The 19,232-nt window shown below is 68.9% G+C and carries 18 protein-coding genes and 1 tRNA gene; 5 read left to right on the forward strand and 14 right to left on the reverse strand.

The window, feature by feature from the left end:
• Positions 1-2 precede the first annotated feature (2 nt).
• A complete protein-coding gene (locus tag ASC81_RS06915; RefSeq protein WP_056264737.1) occupies positions 3-1,085 on the forward strand; it encodes a phosphotransferase in 1,083 nt (360 codons plus the stop codon).
• A 157-nt stretch (positions 1,086-1,242) separates the two neighbouring features.
• On the opposite strand, the gene ASC81_RS06920 is transcribed toward ASC81_RS06915, so the two are convergent.
• Positions 1,243-1,950 (reverse strand): hypothetical protein, encoded by a 708-nt coding sequence (locus ASC81_RS06920; RefSeq protein WP_235533589.1) that lies wholly within the window; start codon positions 1,948-1,950, stop codon positions 1,243-1,245.
• 89 nt (positions 1,951-2,039) lie between these two features.
• On the opposite strand from ASC81_RS06920, the gene ASC81_RS06925 reads away from it, so the two are divergent.
• Positions 2,040-2,732 carry a glutathione S-transferase C-terminal domain-containing protein gene (locus tag ASC81_RS06925; protein WP_056264436.1) on the forward strand — a complete coding sequence of 231 codons (693 nt, stop codon included), beginning with the start codon at positions 2,040-2,042 and terminating at the stop codon, positions 2,730-2,732.
• 7 nt (positions 2,733-2,739) lie between these two features.
• On the opposite strand, the gene ASC81_RS06930 is transcribed toward ASC81_RS06925, so the two are convergent.
• The 9 genes from ASC81_RS06930 to ASC81_RS06970 form a co-directional block, all read right to left on the reverse strand.
• The gene (locus ASC81_RS06930; protein ID WP_056264439.1) at positions 2,740-4,515 is read right to left on the reverse strand and encodes a phage tail sheath subtilisin-like domain-containing protein; all 1,776 of its coding nucleotides are present in this window, start codon (positions 4,513-4,515) and stop codon (positions 2,740-2,742) included.
• A 28-nt stretch (positions 4,516-4,543) separates the two neighbouring features.
• On the reverse strand, positions 4,544-5,269 hold the full coding sequence (soxA, locus tag ASC81_RS06935) for a sulfur oxidation c-type cytochrome SoxA (protein WP_056264442.1): 726 nt from the start codon (positions 5,267-5,269) through the stop codon (positions 4,544-4,546).
• The gene (locus ASC81_RS06940; protein ID WP_056264445.1) at positions 5,266-5,589 is read right to left on the reverse strand and encodes a thiosulfate oxidation carrier complex protein SoxZ; all 324 of its coding nucleotides are present in this window, start codon (positions 5,587-5,589) and stop codon (positions 5,266-5,268) included. Before ASC81_RS06940 ends, soxA begins: the two co-directional genes overlap by 4 nt.
• A gap of 160 nt (positions 5,590-5,749) precedes the next feature.
• The gene (locus ASC81_RS06945; protein ID WP_056264449.1) at positions 5,750-6,160 is read right to left on the reverse strand and encodes a thiosulfate oxidation carrier protein SoxY; all 411 of its coding nucleotides are present in this window, start codon (positions 6,158-6,160) and stop codon (positions 5,750-5,752) included.
• Entirely contained in the window at positions 6,157-6,531 is a 375-nt protein-coding gene (gene soxX, locus ASC81_RS06950; protein WP_056264451.1) for a sulfur oxidation c-type cytochrome SoxX, read from the reverse strand. The genes ASC81_RS06945 and soxX overlap by 4 nt, the downstream gene beginning before the upstream one ends.
• Positions 6,531-8,690 (reverse strand): molybdopterin cofactor-binding domain-containing protein, encoded by a 2,160-nt coding sequence (locus ASC81_RS06955; RefSeq protein WP_056264453.1) that lies wholly within the window; start codon positions 8,688-8,690, stop codon positions 6,531-6,533. The genes soxX and ASC81_RS06955 overlap by 1 nt, the downstream gene beginning before the upstream one ends.
• Positions 8,687-9,181: a (2Fe-2S)-binding protein gene (locus tag ASC81_RS06960; RefSeq protein WP_056264455.1), complete on the reverse strand. Its 495-nt coding sequence runs from the start codon at positions 9,179-9,181 to the stop codon at positions 8,687-8,689. Before ASC81_RS06960 ends, ASC81_RS06955 begins: the two co-directional genes overlap by 4 nt.
• A 113-nt stretch (positions 9,182-9,294) precedes the next feature.
• Entirely contained in the window at positions 9,295-10,863 is a 1,569-nt protein-coding gene (locus tag ASC81_RS06965; protein WP_056264458.1) for a phytase, read from the reverse strand.
• The gene (locus ASC81_RS06970) at positions 10,863-13,343 is read right to left on the reverse strand and encodes a TonB-dependent receptor (RefSeq protein ID WP_056264462.1); all 2,481 of its coding nucleotides are present in this window, start codon (positions 13,341-13,343) and stop codon (positions 10,863-10,865) included. Before ASC81_RS06970 ends, ASC81_RS06965 begins: the two co-directional genes overlap by 1 nt.
• 174 nt (positions 13,344-13,517) lie before the next feature.
• Between ASC81_RS06970 and ASC81_RS06975 the strand changes: the two genes are divergently transcribed.
• The 3 genes from ASC81_RS06975 (at position 13,518) to ASC81_RS06985 (ending at position 16,466) form a co-directional block, all read left to right on the forward strand.
• Positions 13,518-14,420: a GGDEF domain-containing protein gene (locus ASC81_RS06975; RefSeq protein ID WP_056264465.1), complete on the forward strand. Its 903-nt coding sequence runs from the start codon at positions 13,518-13,520 to the stop codon at positions 14,418-14,420.
• Positions 14,417-15,457 carry an AraC family transcriptional regulator gene (locus ASC81_RS06980; RefSeq protein WP_056264467.1) on the forward strand — a complete coding sequence of 347 codons (1,041 nt, stop codon included), beginning with the start codon at positions 14,417-14,419 and terminating at the stop codon, positions 15,455-15,457. Before ASC81_RS06975 ends, ASC81_RS06980 begins: the two co-directional genes overlap by 4 nt.
• Before the next feature lie 319 nt (positions 15,458-15,776).
• A complete protein-coding gene (locus ASC81_RS06985; RefSeq protein ID WP_156391865.1) occupies positions 15,777-16,466 on the forward strand; it encodes a long-chain N-acyl amino acid synthase in 690 nt (229 codons plus the stop codon).
• A 13-nt stretch (positions 16,467-16,479) separates the two neighbouring features.
• On the opposite strand, the gene ASC81_RS06990 is transcribed toward ASC81_RS06985, so the two are convergent.
• The 4 genes from ASC81_RS06990 to ASC81_RS07005 form a co-directional block, all read right to left on the reverse strand.
• Positions 16,480-16,710, reverse strand: coding sequence for a hypothetical protein (locus ASC81_RS06990; RefSeq protein WP_056264473.1), 231 nt, complete (start codon positions 16,708-16,710; stop codon positions 16,480-16,482).
• Positions 16,707-16,895 carry a hypothetical protein gene (locus tag ASC81_RS06995; RefSeq protein ID WP_056264476.1) on the reverse strand — a complete coding sequence of 63 codons (189 nt, stop codon included), beginning with the start codon at positions 16,893-16,895 and terminating at the stop codon, positions 16,707-16,709. Before ASC81_RS06995 ends, ASC81_RS06990 begins: the two co-directional genes overlap by 4 nt.
• 216 nt (positions 16,896-17,111) lie before the next feature.
• Positions 17,112-17,188 (reverse strand) — tRNA-Arg (locus tag ASC81_RS07000).
• Positions 17,189-17,198: 10 nt separating this feature from the next.
• Positions 17,199-19,184: an OPT family oligopeptide transporter gene (locus tag ASC81_RS07005; protein ID WP_056264478.1), complete on the reverse strand. Its 1,986-nt coding sequence runs from the start codon at positions 19,182-19,184 to the stop codon at positions 17,199-17,201.
• Between the last annotated feature and the right edge of the window lie 48 nt (positions 19,185-19,232).

Genomic DNA, 19,232 nt, shown 5'->3' on the forward strand with positions numbered 1-19,232 from the left:
CAATCGCCGGCATGGAAGCATTCACCGGCACCCGTCCCCTCGCCCAGGCCCTGGACACCGCGGCACTCGAAGCCTGGCTGACCTCGCATGTCGAAGGCTTTGCCGGGCCGCTCGCCATCGAGCAGTTCAAGGGCGGCCAGTCCAACCCGACCTATCTGCTGAAGACGCCGGGCGCGCAGTACGTGATGCGCAGCAAGCCCGCGCCGGTGGCCAAGCTGCTGCCCTCGGCCCACGCCATCGAGCGCGAGTTCCAGGTCATGGGCGCGCTGGCCGGCACCGACGTGCCCGTGCCGACCATGTATGCGCTGTGCGAGGACGAGAGCGTCATCGGCCGCGCCTTCTACGTCATGTCCTTCATGCCCGGCCGCGTGCTGTGGGACCAGAGCCTGCCCGGCATGAGCAACGCCGAGCGCGCAGCCCACTACGACGAGATGAACCGCGTCATCGCGGCCCTGCACCATGTCGACTTCAAGGCCGTGGGCCTCTTGGCTTACGGCAAGCCGGGCAACTACTTCGAGCGCCAGATCGGCCGCTGGAGCAAGCAATACCTGGCCTCGGTCACCGAGCCCAACCCGGCGATGGACGCGCTGCTGGCCTGGTTGCCGGCCCACATCCCGGCGTCGGCACGTGACGAGCGCGAGGTCGGCATCGTGCATGGCGACTACCGCATGGACAACCTGGTCTTCCACCCCACCGAGCCGCGCGTCATCGCCGTGCTGGACTGGGAGCTGTCCACGCTCGGCCATCCGCTGGCCGACTTCAGCTACCACTGCATGAGCTGGCACATCAAGACCTCGGGCGCGGCGCGTGGCCTGGGTGGCAAGGACTTGGTCGAGCTGGGCATCCCCAGCGAGCGCGAGTATGTGCAGCGCTACTGCGAGCGCACCGGTCGCACGGACGTCGATGCCGTCATGGCCGACTGGAACTTCTACATGGCCTACAACATGTTCCGCATCGCGGCCATCGTGCAGGGCATTGCCAAGCGGGTGGTCGACGGCACGGCGTCCAGCGCCCAAGCCAAAGAAACCGCGACAAGTGCCAGGCCGCTAGCCGAACTCGCCTGGAGCTTTGCTCAGAAATCGTGAACCCCTCGCCCAGTTCGCAGCGCTAAACGCGCGCGATCTAGTCGGTCCCCCGAGGGGACGGCGATGCCTGCCGGATTGACCGGCCAGCGCATCGCCATAGCGGGCCGGCTTGGGAGCGGCCCAGCGCTCGGCCCGGAACGGCCGGACAACTCAGGCGTCAGGCTACGTCGCCAGGGCGCGTCGAAGGCGTGAAGGCGATGGACGTCGTCGTCGGCCAGGCGCCGCTGTCTGACAGCCGGGCGTTGACGCGCAGTGCCTCGCGTGCGGCGCATTCGAGCAGGCGCACGAAGGCCTGCACCTTGGGCAGGTCGGGCTCGCTCATCTCGGTGCGCAGATAAAGGTTGCCGCGCATGCTCATCAGCACGAAGGGGTGGCCTTCGGGCAGCAGGTCCTGGCTGGCCTGCACCAGCGCCTCGCTGAGTTCACCGTCCAGCCAGGCGCCGGTCAGATCCTTGGTCACGCCCACGAGTCCATAGCGCTGGCGCAGCAGCTGCGAACTCGCGTTGTTGAACTTCGGGAACATCACCAGCCAGCGCATTTCCTCTGGCGTGTCAGTGTCGACGCGCGTCTTCAGCGTGTCGGTGTAGGCCTCGAAGACGGCGCGCTCCAGGTTCTCCATCAGCGTGCGGCACAGCACCATCAACTGCAGGTCATGGTGCAGCTTCATCTCGCAGCGCATGCGCAGCTCCGAGCCGGGCAGATAGCTGCGCTGTGACACACCCCATTCGATGCGCAGCGACCCCGGTGCCGCCGTGGGCTGCTCGATGAGGAAGCCTTGGCCGTCACGGGTCTGCGTGAACTCGGCGCCACGCGCCTCGGCCCAGTCCTCGATCGGACGCCAGCGGGCTGCGTTGGCGCGGGTCACGAGCCAGTGCTTGACTTGCTTTACCACCATGAGTCGTGCGGAAGTCTGAGAATGGGGCCGCTTGCTAGGCACATCGCAGGAGGCGAAGAATGATCGAAGTGTATTCATGGCCCACACCCAACGGCCACAAGGTGCACATCATGCTGGAGGAGTGCCGCCTCGCGTACCGGGTCCATCCCGTGGACATCGGTGCGGGCGAGCAGTTCACGCCCGACTTCCTGGCCATCAGCCCCAACAACAAGATCCCGGCCATCACCGACCCCGACGGTCCCGATGGCCAGCCGATCTCGCTGTTCGAAAGCGGCGCCATCCTGCTCTACCTGGCCGGCAAGACGGGCAAGTTGCTGCCCACCGACGTGCGCGGCAAGTACGAGGTGCTGCAGTGGCTGATGTTCCAGATGGGCGGCGTCGGGCCCATGCTCGGCCAGGCCCACCACTTCCGCATCTACGCGCCCGAGAAGCTGCCCTATGCCATCGACCGCTACACCAATGAGGCCAAGCGGCTCTACACGGTCATCAACAAGCGGCTGGCGCATGCCACCTACATCGGCGGGGCCGAGTACAGCATTGCCGACATCGCCGTTTTCCCCTGGCTGCGCTCCTGGAAGAACCAGGGCGTCGAGATGAACGACTACCCGCATCTCAAAGGCTGGTTCGACGAGGTCGCCAAGCGCCCGGCCGTGCAGCGCGGGGTCGAGGTGCTGGCCGGCGCGCGCAAGCCGTTGACCGACGACAAGGCGCGCGAGGCGCTGTTCGGCAAGCGCCAGGTCGAGCAGCGCTGAGCCGCCGTCAGACCGGTCGGTCAGCGGTCCATTGACCGATGCGCAGGATGACGAACTCCGCCGGCTTCAAGGGCGCCACACCGATCAGGCAGACAAGCCGCCCGTTGTCCAGGTCGTTCTGCGTCATCGTCGAGCGGTCGCAGCGAACGAAGAAGGCGTGTTCGGGCTTGTCGCCGAGCAGTCCGCCCATGCGCCACTCATTGAAAAGGAAGTCGCTGACCGCCGCGCGCACCTGCGCCCACAGGGCCTCGCCGTGGGACTCGAACACCACCCACTGCGTGCCCTTGTCGATGCTGTGCTCAAGGTAGGTGAAGTAGCGCCGCAGGTTCACGTACTTCCACTCGGGGTCGCTGCTGACGGTGCGGGCGCCCCAGAGCCGGTGGCCGCGGCCCGCGAGCGAGCGGAAGCAGTTGATGCCCTCGGGGTTGAGCACCTCTTGCTCCGCGGCCTTGATCACCGTCTCGAAGCCGATGGCACCGCGCACCACTTCGTTGGCCGGCGCCTTGAAGACGGCGCGCTCGACATCGTTGCGGGCAAAGATGCCAGCGACGAAACCAGACGGCGGCAGGTTCAGCGGCTGGTTCGTGAGCGGGTCCTGAACCGTCACCCAGGGGTAGTAAAGCGCTGCGTGGTTGCTGTCCAGCCCCGATCTGAAGTCGCGCACCCCGGCGACGCTCAGCCTTTGGGGCGGGTCAAGCAGGGCGATGCGGTATCGCATGTGCTCGGCGTGTGCGATCAGCAGCTTGTTGATGGTGGCGGCATCGCTGGCGCCGGGGGCGGCGATGGTGGCGATGTCGTCGATCAGCTCGAACTGCTTCAGCCCCGTGGCCTGGCCCAGCGCCGGGTCGGCCTGGCCCTCGTAGTCGGCGCCAGCGGGCAGCACGCCGTCGTTGCCACCGGTCAGATGGATCGTGGCCTGCAGGCCACGTTTCAGTTTCAGGCCGTCGGGCAGCGCAGCCAAAGCCCGCAGCAGGTCAATGCCATGGTTGACAACGTCTGTGCCTGCCGCGCTGCCGTCGACCAGCACGATGGGAGCGTCGCCATCCAGGCCGAACCGGTCGAAGATGCGGTCCGGGCGCAGTGGCAGCCCCTGCCAGGCGCCCAGCGAGCGGCCCGCCGCAGTCAGCACTTCGATGTCAAGCGTGAGGGCGCAGATCGCATCGGCGCCGTCGAGCGAGAAACCTGCCCCGCCGCCGCTGAAGCGCCAGCTCCCGTCATCGCCCTTGCCAGCGATGCAGACCGGCAGCTCTGCGATGCGACGCACCGCCCGACGCGATCCCACCGCAGACCTCCAGACCACGTCGCCAACGCCGAGTCCGGCCAGCGTCGGCAGCAGGTTGGGGCCGACCTTGACGGTAAAGCGGACCTGCAGATTGCCCATCGCCCCGGGGTGGCGTGCGACGACGCGAAACACATGCGGCGCGATGCCCGCCGATGCGCGCCCATGGCCGTCGTCCAGGTCCGCGGCATCGGCGCCGCCTTGCGGACGGAACACACGGCTGACGTACAGCCGCTTGCCGCCCTCATCGAAGAAGCTGCGCACCGCATGCCAGAGGTAATTCACGCGCCCCGCCGCATCGTCTGCAGCAAAGACGAGGGGGCCGCCATCGCCATGCAGGCGCTCGAACTCCGACAGGCTGGTGATGACGACCGGCGCGCCCGCCACAGGCCCGTAGCGGCAGGGACCGAGGAAGCCCGCGGTGGATGTGCTGACCCCTTCGATGACCTTGGGCCGGGTGGTCAGCTCTTCGACATAGACACCGGGTGCAAGGTAGTCGGGCATGGCAGTCTCCGGCGTGGGCGACGGGGCTTCAGGGTCGCACACCCGGCGGCTGCATCGCCATGCCGGCCGAGCGGCGCGCGAGATAGACCTCCAGCGCCAGCAGTTCGTCGCTGTCCCAGGCCCACACCGTCGCTCGCACGCCGCTGAGGCAGCCCCGCAGGCGGCGCTGCAGACTGCCCAACGACTGCCACTCCAGCCGGAAGACCGGGTAGTCGTCCACATGGCCCTGCGGAATCAGGCTGCCACCCAGGCGCAGCCCCGCGCGGTCGTCATGGCATTGGGCGCAGGACAGGTTGAGTGCGCCGATGCGGGTCGTGTAGAGGCGCTGGCCTTGGCTCGCGGCCTTGTCGAGCGCCGCGCTTTGCGGCGGCTTGAGCGGCAGGCCGCGCGACTGCTGTGCCACCAGGGCCGTCAGCGACAGCAGGGGCTCGGCCTCCGGCTGCCACGCGGGCTGTTGCTGGTGGCGCACACGGCAGCGCTGGATGCGGCCGGGGAGGTCGATGAGACCGTGATCCCACGCGGGGTAGCGCGTGGCGGCGCCGCGCAGCTTCGCGGGCTCGCCGTGGCAGCTGGCGCAAGACTTGTCACCGGCGGCCCACTGATCGCGGCCGAGCGCCAGCGCGAGCTGCGCGGGGTGTTGCGCATCGTCGGCCTGCAGCGTGCGCAGCGCCGGGCTCATCGTGTCGCGGCCGGAGCGGCGCTCGTCTGCCCCCGCCGGGAGCGCGACGAAGAGCAGCAGCAGCGCAGTCCTCATGCCACGGTCAACCGGCGTGTCTCGCGGTGCTCGAAGCCCTTGTCGCCGCGCCAGACGAAGGTCAGCTCACCGGACTTGTCGGCCCGCACCCAGAAGGCCAAATACGGATTGGCCGAGACGGCCGCGAACAGGTCGGCGGCAAAGACCAGCTCGCCATCGAGCCGGCATTCAAACCGCCGGACAAGGTCGCGCGGCAGGCGGTTGCCTTCATCGCTGGCGCGGTAGCCGGTCTCCATCGGATGCGCCACCGTTGCGCGCACCTCAAAGGGCTCGCCGGCCTTGATGGCGGCGGGCAGCGTGATGACCGCGCGGGTGGTCATCAGCGCCTGCCGGGCCGCCCCAAGGGCGCTGGCGCCCCCTCGGGGGGCTGAGTCCGCACACACAGCGTCCAGTGGACGCTGTGTGGCTGACGAAGGACCGGGCCACTGGCCCGGTGCGGCCTGCAAGGCGTCGAGCGAAGCGAGCGTGGGGGCTTCATGCTCAGGGCTCCACGCAGGCAGCGAGCGTCACGATGACATCCATGCCTGTCTGCCAGCAGCGCCCGTCTGCCGCTTTGGCGACGGCAACGATGCGCTGGCTGCGCGCCAGGCGCATGCGGGTGCCGAACTCCGGCTTGCCGTTGCCCGCGCCCAGGCTGACCTGCACGACCTGCGGCTCCGGGTTCAGCGGCGTGAACAGGGCCAGGCCCGTCACCGGCTCGCTGGCAACGACGCGCACTGGCACCGCGTTGCCGTTCTCCACCAATTCGGCAATCTCGATCTTCAATGCCCCCGCCACAGGGTCGCGGCCGGCCCAGTCACGGATGGCCGCCTGCATCGCCTCGTCGCTGGCCTGCGCCTCGGGCAGCAGCGCCAGCGCCGTGGCGCTCATGACGAATTCGCGCCGCTTCATGGCCTGGCCAGCGTTCCGAGATAGGCCACGATGTCGTCGAGCTGCTGCTCCGTCAGCGCCGGCTTGCCGGCCCAGGCCGGCGCCACGTCGCGCAGGCCTTCGGTCGAGCGGAAAGGTGGCATCACGGTGGCGGGGTTGAAGCGCCGCATGTCGGCAATGCGCTCGCGCAAGCTTTGGGCATCCAGGCGCGCCGCGCTGGCGTCCAGCGGCGGCGCCAGATTGCCCTGGTTGGCATCGCCCGCACTGTGCAGCGCATGGCAGAGCAGGCACAGGCTCTGCGTGCGGTCGGCCACCAGCGCCCGGCCGCGCTGCGCGTCACCGGGCTCGGCCTGGGCGCCGGCCGCCACGAGCAGCAGGGCCAGCGCGTACATCACACGAGAGGCTGGTTCTTCAGCGGCAGGTCGCGCACCCGCTTGCCCGTCGCTGCAAAGATCGCGTTCAGCACCGCCGGCGCCGCCACTGCGATGGTCGGCTCGCCGACACCGCCCCAGAAGCCGCCCGAGGGCATGACGATGGTCTCGACGGCCGGCATGTGCGCCATCTTCAGCACCGGGTAGGTGTCGAAGTTCTGCTGCTCGACGCGGCCGTCCTTGACGGTGATCTCGCCGAAAAGCGCTGCGGAAAGCCCGTAGACGAAGCTGCCCTCGACCTGCGCTGCGATCTGCTGCGGGTTGACCGCATGGCCGGGGTCGGTGGCGGCAACGATGCGGTGGATCTTCAGCTCGCCCTTCTTCGACACCGACACCTCGGCGCAGGCCGCCACATAGCTGCCGAAGCCCATGATCTGCGCCAGGCCCAGGTGGCGGCCCTTTGGCCGTGGCTTGCCCCAGCCGGCCTTGGCGGCCACGGCGTTCAGCACGGCCAGATGCTTGGGGCTTGCGGTCAGCAGTTCGCGGCGCAGCTCCAGCGGGTCGCGCTTGGTGGCATGGGCCACCTCGTCGAGGAAGCACTCCAGATAGACCGCGTTCTGGTTCAGGTTCACGCCGCGCCAGAAGCCCGGCGGCACCGTCGGGTTGCGCATCGCATGGTCGATCAGCAGGTGGGGCACCGCATAGCCCAGCGCGCCTTCCGCGCCACCGGCGTTCAGGCCCTGGAAGACGGCCGGGTCCTTGCCGTCCTTGATGTTCTGCGGAAAGATGCCCGCGACGATGCTCTGGCCGGAGATGCGCATGTGCAGCGCAGTCAGCTTGCCCGCGGCGTCCAGGCCGGCCGTCAACTTGCACTGCGTGACCGGGTGGAAGCGGCCGTGCAGCATGTCCTCCTCGCGGGTCCAGATCAGCTTGACCGGCGTGCCGGGCAGCTCCTTGGCAATGGCCACGGCCTGGCGCACCCAGTCGTGCACGGCACCGCGCCGGCCGAAGCCGCCGCCCAGGTGCAGCTTGTAGACCTCGCAGGCGGACGGCGGCAGGCCCGACGATTCGGCCGCCGCGGCCAGCGCAGCCTCGCCGTTTTGCGTCGGCGTCCAGACCTCGCAGCGCTCCGGCGTCCATTTGGCGGTCGCGTTCATGACCTCCATGCAGGCGTGGTTCTGGTGCGGGTAGCTGTAGACGGCCTCGACCTTGCGCGCCGCACCGGCCAGCGCGGCTTTCACGTCGCCCTGGGCGCTGCCGACCGCCGCCGTGTCGGCGTCCAGGCCTGCCTTCAGGATGGCGGCCGTGTCAGCGCTGTTCTGCGTCGCGTTGGCGCCCTCGTCCCAGACGATGGGCAGCGCGTCCAGCGCCGTCTTGGCGCGCCACCAGGTATCCGCCACCACGGCCACGGCCGTGTCGCCGACCTTGACGACCTTCTTCACGCCCGGCCGCTTCTCGACCTCGGTCGCGTCGAAGCTCTTGAGCTTGCCGCCGAACACCGGGCAATCCTTGATGGCCGCGTTCAGCATGCCGGGCAACTGCAGGTCCATGCCGTAGACCAGCGAGCCGTCCAGCTTGGCCTTGGTGTCCAGGCGCTTCATCGGTCGGCCGGCCAGCTTCCAGTCCTTGGCGTCCTTCAGCTGGATGTCGGCCGGCGCCGCCAGCTTGGCGGCCTCGGCGGCGAGCTGCCCGTAGCTCAGCTTCTTGGCCCCATGGGTCACCCAACCCGAGGCCGTCGCGCATTCCACGACGGCCACATTCCACTGGTTGGCCGCCGCCTGGATCAACAGCGCGCGCGCCAGAGCCCCGCCCTTGCGAACGTACTCATGAGACTCGCGCACGCCGCGGCTACCACCGGTGCTCATGCTGCCCCAGGCGCGGTTGCGCGCCAGGTTCTGGCCCGGCGTCGGGTATTCGGTCTTCACCTTGGCCCAGTCGCATTCCAGCTCCTCGGCCACCAACTGGGCCAGGCCGGTCAGCGTGCCCTGCCCCATCTCGGAACGCGCAATGCGGATGACCGTGGTCTCGTCCGGGAGGATCTGCACCCAGGCGTTCAGCTCGGGCGCGGCGTTGGGTTCGGCGCTCTGGGCAAGACCCGGCACATGGAAACCGACCATCAGGCCGCCGGCAGCGGCACTCGTGGCGCTGAGGAAGCCGCGCCGGTTCAGAACGGCGCTCATGCCTGGCCTCCCTCGATGACGATGGGAATCTGCTTGCGCTGCACCTGGCCGGCCGCCAGGTGGATGGCCGCACGCACGCGGTTGTAGGTGCCGCAGCGGCAGATGTTGGTCATGGCCGCGTCGATGTCGGCGTCGGTCGGTTTCGGCTTGCTCTTCAACAGCGCTGCGGCGGCCATCAGCATGCCGCTCTGGCAGAAGCCACACTGCGGCACGTCGAGCGCGTCCCAGGCCTTCTGCAGTGGGTGGGAAGCATTGGGCGCCAGGCCCTCGATGGTGGTGACCTTCTGCGCCGCCGTCAGCGCCGAAGCCGGCATCACGCAGCTGCGCACCGGCGCGCCGTCGATGTGCACCGTGCACGCACCGCACTGGGCCACACCGCAGCCGTATTTGGTGCCCGTCAGGCTCAGCTGCTCGCGCAGCACCCAGAGCAGCGGCGTATCGGCTTCCGCCTCGTACTGCATCCGCTTGCCGTTGACCGTCAATTCCGCCATGCCGCTGCTCCCGTATGCCACCTTGGCGGGCGGCAGACTAGCAGGGTCTGCGCCGCTCTGTCACGCGGTCAGCAATCCGACCGAGCGCGGCGCTGGGTTGAAGCGCCGGGCGCTCACCGCCGCGTCAGCACCGCCTTCTCGACAGCCGCCCAAGGCACCAGCTTGAAGTTCTGCGGCCCGTGCGGCAGGCGCTTGTGGCCGTCCTGCACGACGAGCACACCCTCGGCGTAGGGCCCGCCCAGGTTGGCGCCGGTCAAGTCCAGCCCATCGGTTTCCGACACGGCGTCGATGCCGAGCGCCGTGTTGATGCCGATGGCAAACGTGCCGCGCTGCGCGAATGGCCGCTTGATGTCGTAGACGGCGAAGGAGTCGCTGCCCTGCGAAGACACGACCAGCCAGCCGCGGCCGGGGTGGAGGGCCAGGCCTTCCACATCGGGCGTCAGGCCCGGGCCGGCCGTGATGACCAGCTGTGGCGCACTGCCCGCCGTGGACAGGTCCAAGCGCCAGACGCCGCGCTTCTCCTCGCCGACGAACAGCGCGCCATTCGCCTCGTCGACGACGCAGCCTTCGGGCTGGCTGTCCAGGCGGAACTCGGCGACTTGCTCGGACTGCCAGGTCTTGCCTGACAGCTTCAGCCGCAGCCGCAGCACGCGGCCGTCCTTGTCGTTCGGGAAGACATCCAGCCCGCCCTCGGCATTGCGGCCGACACAGACACCGTAGATGTCGTCCAGCCCGGTCTTCAGCCGCGCCAGTTCGCTCACCTTGCCGCCGGCCGACACGCCGAACAGCACCAGGCCGGCCTCGTCGCGCTGCGTGGCCACGGCCAGGTCGAGCTTGCGGCCGCCGTAGGCCAAGCCCTGGCGCAGGTCGACGTTGTTGATGCGGCCCACGGGCAGGAACTGGCGCTCGCGGCCATTCAGGCCGTAGACGGCCAGGCCGCGCTTCTTGTCGGTGCCGAGGATCAGGCTCTGCGCGCCGCTCGTCGGGTGCACCCAGATGGCGGGGTCGTCGGCCGCATCGCCGGCCTCGCGCATCGGCTGGGTCTGGCCAGTCGGCAGCACGACGGGTGGGCGCATCGGCGCCGCGGCAGCTGGGTGCTCGGCCAGCCAGGTGTCCAGTCGCGCATGCAGCGCCTTCTCGCCCGACTCGGCATCGGCCATCAGCAGGCGCCGGCCGGCCCGCTCGGCGTTGGCGGAAAGCGCCCACAGCCCCACGCCGGGTTCGGCAACGTAGAGCGTGCTCTCGGCATCGCGCACGCGGCAGGCGCTGGGCGCCAGTGGCGTGGCCAGGTGCTGCACCGGCAGCGCACGCTGGCCGTCGATCAGCCATTGCTCGGACAAGCCTTCGTTGCCGAGCAGGAAGAGCTGCAGCAGGCCCTGCGGGTCGCGGTAGAGGCAGAGCTGCTCGACCCCCAGCGCCGGCGGGGCCCAGGCCGCGTCGCGCTTCAACTGGCCGCCTTCGGCGCGCCAGAGCTGGATCTGGCCGCTGTCGGCGTCCTGCAGCACGGCCAGCGCGCCGCCGTCGTGGCGCTGGTCCATGTGCTTGGCGCGCACGGCATGCCGGGCCAACACGCGGCCGGCGTCGTCGTACAGCTCCAGCGCTGCCTTGCCCAACGCAAAGCGCTCGGCCTGGGCGCCGCTGAGACAGGCCGTCAGGACCAGGGTCAGGAGAACGCGTTTCATCAGTGCAGGCTCCACTTCACGCCGATCTTGACGCTGCGACCATAGCGCTCGTACTGCGCGTTCTGCGCCGGCGTGGCCTGATAGACGTAGTAAGGCTCGTTGATCAGGTTGGCCGCCTCGAAGCCGAATTCCAGCTGCTTGCTGGGCGCGTACTTCAGCGAGAAGTCCAGGCGCTTCTGGCCGTCCACGCGCAGGTCCTTGGCCGCGTCGAAGACGTCGCCGACCTCGATCAGGTAGGAGGACTGCTGGTTCATCGCCAGGCGCGTGCTGAAGCCGTGGCCCTCCCAGCCCAGGCTGAGGTTGAAGCTGCGGTCGGACTGGCTGGGCAGACTGATCTCGCGGCTCTTCCAGGTACCGCCGTCGTAGCCGCCGACGCGCGCCTTGGAGCTCACGAAGCTGACGTTGGCGCCGACGATGAGACCGTTGAACGGTGCCGGCAGGCCGCGCAGGGCCTGCGCATAGGCCAGCTCCACGCCGTGCAGCTTGGCGCTGTCGCCATTGGCGTAGGTGACGACCTCGTCGAAATCCTCCCAGCCGGGGCTGCCGGCCAGGTCGGTCTGGAAGACGAAGTCCTTGATGCGCTTGGTGAACACATAGGCCGACAGCGTGCCGTCGCGACCCAGGCCTTGCTCCACGCCGAGATCCAGGTTGCGCGAGCGCAGCGGCTTGAGCCTGGGGTTGCCCAGCTCGGCCTCGTCGCCGTCCACCAGCATGCCCGGCGACAGCTGCTCGAAGCTGGGGCGCACCAGCGAACTCGTCAGCGCCGCGCGCAACAGCAGCTGGTTGCCGAAGTCGTGGCGCAGCAGCAGCGCAGGCAGCCAATGCGTACTGCGTGTGTCGACGCTGACGGGCTGCGCTTCTTCATTGAACAGCGCCATGCCGCGCGCCTTGAACGTGATGCGTTCCATGCGCAGTCCACCCAGCAGCTGCAGGCCGCCGCTTTCCCAGGTGGCCTGGGCATAGCTGGCATCGATGTTTTCCTTCATGTCGAAGTCGCCCACCAACGAATCTTCATCGTCGCGCGAGCCGGCCAGGTCGATGCCGCGCCACAGCGCGCGCACCTTGCCCGCGTCGATGGCCGGACCGAAGCCGCCGCCCCATGGGTAGCTGACGCCACCGCTGCCGGCCACGTCGGCCAGGCCGCGCTCGCCCAGCGTGTCGCTGTCCAGCACATACGTTTCCTGCTGGTTGTCCTTGTGGCGGCGCGTGGCCTTGGCGCCGGTCATGAACTCCAGGCTGGCGCCGCCGGCCAGGTCAAAGCTGCGCTTCAGGTCCAGCTTCAGGTGGCGCACGCGGTCGCGGGCACGGCTGTCTTCCACCTCCACCTCGTCCAGCTCGTAGGCCGACGCATCACGCAGCGCGGCCGGGCTTTGCAGCAGCGGGCGGCGGCTGTCCGCAAAGCCCAGGCCGGCGAAGTCCGCCTCGAAGGCTGCGCCCGCCAGCCCCTCGGGCGTCCGCTCTTCCGCGCGGCCCAGGCCGGCCTCGGCGCCGAGTTGCCAGCCCGCTGCTTCCACGCTGCCGCCCAGTGCCAGCGACGCCGTGCGGGCCGTCTCCTTGCGTGCCTTCAGGCTGCGCACGACCGTGCCTTCGCCCAGTTCACCGGCGCCCTGCGCATCCTCGAACTCCACAGCCAGCGACTGGCGCTGCTCGTCGTCGGTAAAGCGGCTGGCAAAGCCGCGCAGATACAGCTGCTGGCCGGCGGCGGGCCGCCAGTCCAGGCTCATCGCCGCACCCGTGCGCGAGCGCAGGATGGTGTAGCGGCGCAGCTCCAGCTCCTCCAGCTTGCCGTCCTCGTCCCAGGCGCCGCCGGTCTCGACGTTGTCGCTGGCGAAGCGGCGCTGGTCGCGTGACACCGACACGGCCAGGCCCAGCTTGCCGTCTGCAAAGCGGTCGGCGAAGGTCAGCCCGGCGCGGGGCCGGGTCTTGCCCAGATTGCTGTCGTGGTTGGCACCGGCATCCAGCACCAGCAGCCTGCCCTGCACGTCGAACGCCGTCAGCGTGTTCACGCTGACGCTGCCGCCCAGGCTGCTCGCATCCATGTCGGGTGTCAGCGTCTTGTGCACTTCCAGCGAGCGGATCAGGCCGGCCGGCACCACGTCCAGCCCCGGCGCGCGGCGACCGGCCTCGGAGGCCGGCACCGTGGCGCCGTTGATGCTGATGGTGTTGTAGTCCGACCCGAGGCCGCGCACCCGCACGAAGCGGCCCTCGCCCTGGTCGCGCTCCAGCGTCACGCCGGGCAGCCGGGCCAGCGCCTCGGCGGCGTTGTCGTCAGGCAGCTGGCCGATGGCGTCGGCATGCACGACGCTGAGCAGCCCTTGAGCGTCGCGCTGCTTGTCCAGCGCCGACCGCAGGCTGGCGCGCTGGCCGGTGACGACGACGCTGTCGAGCTGCCGGGGCTGGGTTTGGGCTTGGGCCGAGAAGGCCAGGCCCAGGGCCAGGCCGAGCAGGCTCAGGCGCGGGAGTTTGTTGTTGTGATGCATTGCAAATGCCGACTGAGTGGGTGGATAGCCGCCATGCTCGCGACCACCCATGGCGCCCGTTTGAATCGGTTGTCACAAAGGCGGGTTGGCGCACGCCGGTGTGGCGCGTGAGCCGATCCGACTCCCCCGCCGCGCCTTCGCCACGCTGTCACACGGCCTTCATACGATGCCGCGATGAACCGCCTGACGCTCCCTGGCCCGCGCCTTGACCTGCCGCTGAACCTGCTGCTGCGCGAGGTCTTCTATCCGCTGCTCGCCGTGCTGATGGTTGGGCTGACGCTGGTGTTTGCCGTACTCGGCAGCGTGAAGCCGCTGGTGGAATGGCACGGGATGGACGTGCTGGCCGAAGGCGGCATGGCGCTGATGGTGGGCGTGTGGCTCGTCTACGTGCGCGGCAGCCGGCCTGCTGGTCGCGTGACGACCTGGCTGACGCTCGGTCTGGCCGGGATGCTGGTGGGCGAATGGGTGGACGCGCTGGACGAGGTCTGGCGCCTGCCCAAGGCCGCCGTCTGGGACAACTGGCTGGAGGCGCTGACGCCGCTGGGCATGGTGCTGCTGACGGTGGGCCTGCACTTCTGGCGCCAGGAGCAGCGCGTGCTGAGCCGGCAGCTCGCCCAGCGCGAGCGCTTCCTGCGCGACCACCGCGCGGTCGACCGTGTCACGCAGCTGGCCGATGCCGGCTACATGGCCGAGCAGATCCAGCTCGAACGCAGCCTCGGCCGCACGGCTTGCGTGCTGATGCTGGGCTTCGATGGCTTTGACCGCCTGACGCGTGAGCTGGGCATGCAGGCGGCCGACCACGCGCTGGAAGCCGCCAGCCTGACGCTGCTGCTCAACCTCAGGCCCGGCGACCTGCTGTGCCGCTATGCCGGCGACCGCTTCGTCGTGCTGCTGCCCGATTGCGGCGCGGCCGAGGGTCGGCGGCTGGGTGACGAACTGAAGGCCGCGCTCGAACCGCTGAACTTCAACGGCAGCGACGGCCAGCGCCTGCGCTTGCCGGTGCGCGCCGCGCACGGCGACACGGCCGGCAGCGAGCCGCCAGCGCAGCTGTTGCTGGGCCTGCTGAGGCGCCTGTGAACCTTCAGCTGCAGCTCGACGCCTTGCTGCCGCTGGGGCTGGGCGGTGCCGACGCCGGCCTGCCGCCCTACGACATCGACACCGCCTGCCTGCCGGTGGCCGACCACGCCGCGCTGCTGTCCGAATTCGCTCATCACCGGGGGGTCGCCCTGCCCTGGCCGCAACAGGCGCTGATCTCGCCGCGCCAGCTGCTGGAGCTGCTCGCGCCGCTGCGCGAGGCCGGCGCCGACAGCGCCTTCGAACTGGGCCGGCTGCTGCTGCCCGGCCACTACGGCCTGGCCAGCCAGGCGCTGCTGCAGGCGCCCAGCCTGGTCGACACACTGCGCCTGTTGTGCCGGCATGCCGGCCGGCTGACGCCGCTGCTGACGCCGCGTTTGCTGGTGGACGAACGCGAGCTGATCCTCGTGTGGACCGATGCTTGCGGCCTGCCGGCGGGTCTGCGCGGCTTTGTCATCGACCTGCACATGAGCGCCGTGGCCAGCCTGTGCGGCTGGCGCGCCGGGCGCCGTCTGCCGTGGCAGTTCAGCTTCAACCGCACCGCGCCGCGCAACGTGGCTCAGCATGCGGTGCATCTTGGGCCAGAGCTTCATTTCGGCTGCCAGGTCGACGCCATGCGCTTACCGCGCGCCTGGATCGAGCCCGGCTGGCCGGCCCCCACCGCCCCCGGGCTCGCCGAGCTGGCACTGGCCCGCCAGGCCGACCCACAGGCGCTGCGCCGCGGCTTCCTGGCGGCGCTGGGAGACTGCTTGTTGCGGCAACTGGCCGACCCGCCGCGCCTGGAGGCATTGGCCGAAGCGTTCGGCGGCAGCGCGGCCACCTTCAAGCGCAGGCTGTCACGCCATGGCACGCACTATCAGGCCGAGATTGACCGTGCGCGCAGTCATGTAGCGCTGTACCTGCTGGGGCCGTGCGGCCACAGCCGCGACGCGGTCGCGCAGGCGCTGGGCTACTTCGACGGCGCCAATTTCCGGCGCTCGTTCAAGCGCTGGACCGGCATGGGGCCGGGCGACCGGGTGTCACCGGCAACCGTGGGCTGAGCGCAAAAAAGAAACCCCGGCACCAGGCCGGGGTTGAAAACCGCCTTCCGCTGTCACGGTAGGCGCCTGCTCAGGGAGGAACAGCAGGGGGCCGAAGCCCGAAGCCAATGTAGGCCACCCGCGGGCGCCGGTTTGTAGGACGACAGCCCGATCACCTCGATGGTGCGATTCCGCGGGATCCACCCCACTTGAGGCTCGATCACGTGACAAACCGCATGAACGCCATGTGAGCCATGTATCGGTCTGTGAGATGCGGGCTCGTTGGGGTTATGGGTCCATAGACTGCGCCGCTTGCCAATGGACGCTGAGGATGCAGCCGATGTTCCACGTATCTCAACCGACGCCGCGAGCGTCGACGCCGAACAAGTTTGCAAACCCGTCGCTCGCCTTGAACAGCGGCTTCGGTGCGCTGGACGGCGACGCGCGGGACCTCGTCGAGCGCCGCTATAGCGACCGTGGCCTGCTGACCAAGCGCGAGCGTTACAGCAGCCGCAACCAGGATGGCGACATCGTCTGCACCGCTCGCGACGGCGAGGCCATCGTCGGCACGCTGTCCGTGCGTTTCGACGGCGCCGGCGGCCTGCACGCCGACCTGCTGTTCGGCGCCGAGCTGGATGAATGGCGGGCGGATGGTGTCAAGCTCTGCGAATTCGGCGGCCTGGCCGTGGACAAGCATTCGCACGACCCCAAGCGCGTGCTGGCCCAGATCTTCCACCTGGGATATCTGCATGCCCACCGTCGCGCCGGCTGCGAGCGCCTGGTTGTCGAAGTCAACCCGCGCCACGTGCCCTTCTACCGGCGCTGCCTGGGGCTGGTGCCCTGCACCAAGCCCCGGCACAACCCTCGTGTCGAGGCGCCGGCCGTGCTGATGAGCATCGCCTTCGCCGACATCCGCGAGCAGATCGCCCTCTGGGGCGGCATGCCGGATCGCCTGGGTTCGGCACGCAGCCTGTACCCGCTGGCCTGGGATGAAGCGACCGAGGCCACCATGCTGGCCAGCCTGTCCTAGGGGGTCATCTGGCTCAGCCGTGGAAACGGCGGACGTCAAAACTGGTCTCCTCCCACTCGGTCCAACTCGACCGACTGTCCTCGGCGCCGGCAGGAAACGGCTCTTCATCGCCGTCGTGAGCGGCGGCAGCGTGGATTGAAGTCAAGCGGCGAAGGGCGTCACGCAATTGCTGGACCGAGGTCTGGGCCAGGGTTGCGAACAGCGGCCGCCGGGCGGGCTTGGATGGGAACAGCGCGGGCTTCACAACACCGTCCGGCGAAAGTCCAGCTCGGTACCTTCCCACGCCTCCTCATCGGCCTTCGGCAACGTGACGCCATGCCGGGCAACGTCGATCTCCCATTCGCGCAGTTGGCTGATGGTGATGCGCAGCACTGCGGCGCTCGCCCAGCGGGCGTCATCGGTGGTGGGCGTGTCGGATTGAGATTGCATGGCGGCTCCTGTGTCGATGGAGCCAGTCTCGGAGCCCGGCCCCCCCGCGGGAATCGCCCTTAAGTGGGGTCGGTGGGGGATGGCCGGGTGGGCATCCCCCACCGTCTCCCTCTTAAGGGGGATGGACGCCGGCCGAGACCGCGTGCAGCCATGCGCCGGTTCGCCATGAAAAAAGCGCCCGGGTCCTTGAGGACGCTGGGCGCTCTGATGCGATGGTGGCCTGTCCGGAGGGACTCGAACCCCCGACCTGCTGCTTAGAAGGCAGCTGCTCTATCCAGTTGAGCTACGGACAGTCAGACCGAATTAGATCAGCACGTTGATGATGGCGTTGCCGATGCCCATCAGCGCAGCACCCGAGATCAGGCCGGCGCAGATCGGCTCCATGCCTTCGACCCAGACACGGTGGCCGGGGGTGCCCGGTGTCTTGTGCTTGCGGCCCATGGCGAAGAAGAGCACCGCGCCGACGAACATCGCCAGCACCGCCTCGGGCGGCAGCACCACGCCCAGGCCGGTGGCCACGGCCGAGAGCTGGAAGCGCCCCTTGGTCTTGATGCGCGCCACTTCCATCGCAACAGCGGCCAGCGCGGCCACAGCCATGGAAATCAACGCCGACGTCGGCAGGCCCTTCAGGCCCTTGGCGATGATGTCGGCCACGCCCTTCCACTGCAGGGCCGCCGGCATGGCGAATTGGTCGGACACCAGCGTCGTCACGCTGCGCACGCCGTTGGCGTCGGGCGTCAGGAACAGCAGGAAGAACAACGGCACGCAGAAGATCACGCCGGCCAGGTTGCCGATGATGTGACCGATGGCCTGGTGGCGCGGCTTGCCGCCGAGCATGTAGCCGGGCTTGATGTCGGACAGCAGGTTGGCCGCGTTGGAGGCGATCTCAGCGGTCATGCCCGCCGGCAGCAGGTTGGAGCCGGGGTTGGTGCGGTCCAGCGCGCCCATCGTGAACTGCGTGATCTTGGACAGCGCGCCGGTCGGCGTCCACGAGGTCAGCGCCATCGAGTTGGTGCAGATGATGGTCAGTACGAAGATCAGGGGCAGCGACACCAGGGCCAGCCAGAAGGGCACGTTGAAGAAGACGTGCGTGACATAACTGCCCAGCAGGCTGAACAACGGCACGCCGACGTAGCTGATCCACAGCGGCACCTCGATGTCCTTGAGCAGGTCGCCGTTGCCGCCGGCGCTGGTCACCGGCGCCGCCTTGCGCTTGAAGATGCTCTTGAAGATCTCCGGCTTTGCCAGCAGGCCGACCAGCGCACCAACGACCATCATGGTCACGCCCCACCACAGCGACCACTGGTTGACGATCTCGGCGCGGTTCAGCGGGATCAGCGTGCCGTCGGCGGCCAGGCGCGGCGCGATGTCGCCGGCCTGGATCATCATGGGAGCCAGCACGACGAAGTTGATGAAGGACCCGAGGAAGCAGCTCGTGGCCACGGCGATGCCCATCAGGCCGCCGACGCCCAGCATGGCAGCATCCAGCGTCAGGCGCAGGCCGAGCTGGCGGATGTCGGTGCCCATGATGGTCGGGATCAGCGCCGTCGTCTTGCCGGCCCACGCGTAGTAGTAGTGGTCCAGGCGCTCATGCAGATGCCAGGGGACCGACATGCCGGCCCACTTGTCCAGCATGAGGATCTTGAACTGGACCAGCTTCATCCAGCCGTCGCTGACGATGGCCTGGTAGAGGGCCGTGAAGCCAGCCACCACGCCGAGCAGCTTGGCCTTGAACATGCCTTCGCCACCGGCGCCGTGATAAAGCGAATCCAGCACCACGCCGCAGGCGCGGCCTTCAGGGAACGGAGCCTGGTCTTCGTTGATGAAGCGGCGCTTGAGCGGGAAGGCCAGCAGCACGCCGATCATCGCGACGACGAATATCCACACCATCAACTGCCACCACGCCGGGATGACGCCGGTGATCAGCATGTAGGCCGCGAGGCTGGAAAACAGCGGCGTGATGACGTAGCCCGCAGCGGTCGCTACCGACTGCGTGCAGTTGTTTTCCAGGATGGTGTAGTCCTGTGCGAAGCCGCTGGCATGCAGTGCACGGAACAACGCGAAGGCGAGGATGACTGACGTCAGGCCCACGCCAATGGCGATGCCGGTCTTGGCGCCGATGTACAGGCCGGTGGCCGACAGGATGCCGCCGAGCAGGAAGCCGGTGAAGCCTGAGCGCAGCGTCAACTGGGCCATGTCGCCGCGGAAGACGTTTTTGAACCACCACTCGTCCTTTTGGGCGCGTGTCCAGGTGGCGATCTGCTCGTCGGTCAGGTGTTGGAGTGCCATGGAATCTCGGGCGGCGCTTGTGGCCCCGCCAGGGTTGAAGCAAAGCCG

Origin of the sequence: Pelomonas sp. Root405, from assembly GCF_001425165.1 — a bacterium.
GTDB lineage: Bacteria > Pseudomonadota > Gammaproteobacteria > Burkholderiales > Burkholderiaceae_C > Pelomonas.